At 64.9% G+C, this 2,561-nt stretch carries 2 protein-coding genes; one reads left to right on the top strand and one right to left on the bottom strand.

From position 1 onward, the window contains the following. Positions 1-1,673: ATP-binding cassette domain-containing protein (locus ACIRA7_RS16735; protein WP_396221967.1), on the top strand; the 1,673-nt coding region annotated here is incomplete at its 5' end. 47 nt (positions 1,674-1,720) lie between these two features. Here the strand turns inward: ACIRA7_RS16735 and ACIRA7_RS16730 are convergent. After that, the coding region (locus tag ACIRA7_RS16730) for a GGDEF domain-containing protein (RefSeq protein ID WP_396221966.1) at positions 1,721-2,561 on the bottom strand (841 nt) is incomplete at its 5' end.

The raw sequence follows: 2,561 nt of genomic DNA, 5'->3' as shown, positions 1-2,561 counted from the left end.
ATCAGGAGATGCCGCTGGCGCTCACCGGATCGATGTTCGAGGTGGTGGCTGACGGGCTGGGCGATCGCGGTCGCCTGCTCACCGAGTATCACGCGGCCTCGATTCGCGTGAGCACGGATCACTCCGAGGCGGCGCTGCGCGAACTCGACCGCCTGCATCGGGCGCTCGATTCGGCCGATGCGTGGCAGCTGCACATCCGCGTGGAAACGGTACTCGAGCACTTGGCGCTCGATCCCGAGGCGCGCATCGAACAGGCCTCGGGTGGTCGCACGCGCCAGGCGTTGCTGGCGCGCGCGCTGGTGTGCGAGCCCGACGTCATTCTGCTGGACGAGCCCACCAACCATCTCGACATTGAAGCGATCGAGTGGATGGAGGAGTACCTCACGTCGCGCGGCCTCACGCTGATTTTCGTGACGCACGATCGTGCGTTCCTGCGCCGCGTGGCCACGCGCATCGTGGAACTCGATCGCGGCCGCCTGGTGGACTTCGGCACCGACTACGACACCTACCTCGAGCGCAAGGACGCCATGCTGGCGTCGGAAGCGAAGAGTTGGGAAGAGTTCGATAAGCGGCTGGCGAAGGAAGAGGTGTGGATCCGCACGGGCATTCAGGCGCGGCGCACCCGCAACGAAGGACGGGTGCGCGGGCTCGAGGCGCTGCGGGTGGAGCGTTCGCAGCGACGCGAACGGGTGGGCACCACGCGGGCGCAGACGCAGGACGCCGAGCGCTCCGGACGGATGGTGATCGAAGCGAACGCGATCAGCTTCTCGCATGCCAGCAAGCCGATCGTGTCGGATCTCACCACCACCATCATGCGCGGCGACCGCGTGGGGCTGGTGGGGCCGAACGGTTGCGGCAAGACCACCCTCATCAAGCTGCTCTTGGGCGAACTCGCCCCGCAGAGCGGGTCGATCCGTCACGGCACCAACCTCGAGATCGCGTACTTCGATCAACGGCGCGAGCAGCTCGATCCGGAGCAGAGCGTGTTCGACAGTATCGCCGACGGCGCCGACTTCGTGACCGTGGGCGGTCAGCAGCGGCATGTGAACGGCTACCTGCAGGACTTTCTGTTCTCAACCGATCGTGCCCGCACGCCGGTGCGAGCGCTCAGCGGCGGCGAGCGTAATCGCCTGCTGCTGGCGCGACTCTTCACGCGCTCGTTCAACGTGCTGGTGCTCGATGAACCCACCAATGACCTCGACATCGAAACGCTCGATGTGCTCGAGGCGCTGCTCACGGCGTTCACCGGCACGCTGCTGCTGGTATCGCACGACCGTGCCTTCCTCGATGCCGTGGTCTCGAGCACGTTGGTGTTCGAGGGGAAGGGGGTGGTCCGCGAGTATGTGGGCGGCTACACCGACTGGCTTCGACAGCGGCCCGTGCCAGCCGTGATCACCGCGGCGCCAACCAAGCGGGTTGAGGTACCTACCGGCGCAAAGCCGAAGAAGCGCAAGCTGTCGTACAAGGAAACGCAGGAGCTGGCCGAGCTGCCGGACCGGATCAGCGCCAGCGAGACGGAGTTGGAGCAGGGCTACGTCGCCCTGGCCGACCCCGCCGTGGTCCGTGACCCGGCCACCCTTGGCGTCGTGCGCAGCCGGGTGGCCGAACTCGAGTCGGCCATTCCAGCGATGATGGCCCGTTGGGAAGAGTTGGAAACGATCGCGTCCGAGTAAGTCAGCGCAGGACACGATCGCGGTGCTCAGAAGAAGACGGCGCGTTGCTAGGCGACTTCTACGCGGTTGCGCCCTTTCGCCTTGGCGCGGTACAGCGCCGCGTCTGCTCGTTCCAGCACGGCACTGGTCAGCTCGCCTTCGCACAAGGCGGCCACTCCGATCGACACCGTGATGGTCACCGAGCCACCGTGTGGCAGCGCAATGGACGTCGCGGCCGTACGTTCGCGCAGGCGTTGCGCTAACGCTGCAGCAGAGGCGGCGCCATCCGTTGGCAAGACGAGCAGGAACTCCTCGCCGCCCCAGCGGGCGAGGACGTCGCCATCGCGCAAGATAGACTGCGCCACATGTGCAAAGCGCCGTAGCACCAAGTCACCAACGGCATGGCCATGACTGTCGTTGATGCGCTTGAAATAGTCGATGTCGAGAATCACGATGGCAAACGACCCGCCACGCGCTGTCTGCTTGGTACACAACTCCAGGAGCTCCGCTGCCCGTCGGCGATTGAGCAGTCCCGTGAGCTCGTCCCGTTCAGCCAGTTCCACATTGCGCTGCAGCGCCTCGCGCAAGGCAATCTTCTGTTGGCCCAACCGCCCACGCAGTTCACTCAAACGTCCTGCAAGCACCGCAAATACAGGCAGTACGACACACATTTGGAAGAACGTGAGTATCTCCTCACCGGCAGGATAGCGCTCTGGTTGCCAGCGCGACATCACGGTCATCACGATGCCCAGCAGGACCAGCTGGCCGGCCGTGATCCATCGCACCTGCTTTGCGGGGAGGGCGAAAATGGCATAGATCATGGCTACGCCAAACATGGACAACACCACCGCGCGCATCGGGCCGGCCATGGCGTAGCAGGCGATCACCGAGATGCCCGAATAGACAATC

This window comes from Gemmatimonas sp. (assembly GCF_044376735.1).
In the GTDB taxonomy this organism is placed as follows: Bacteria; Gemmatimonadota; Gemmatimonadetes; order Gemmatimonadales; family Gemmatimonadaceae; genus Gemmatimonas.
This window is presented reverse-complemented; position numbering and strand designations above follow the sequence as displayed.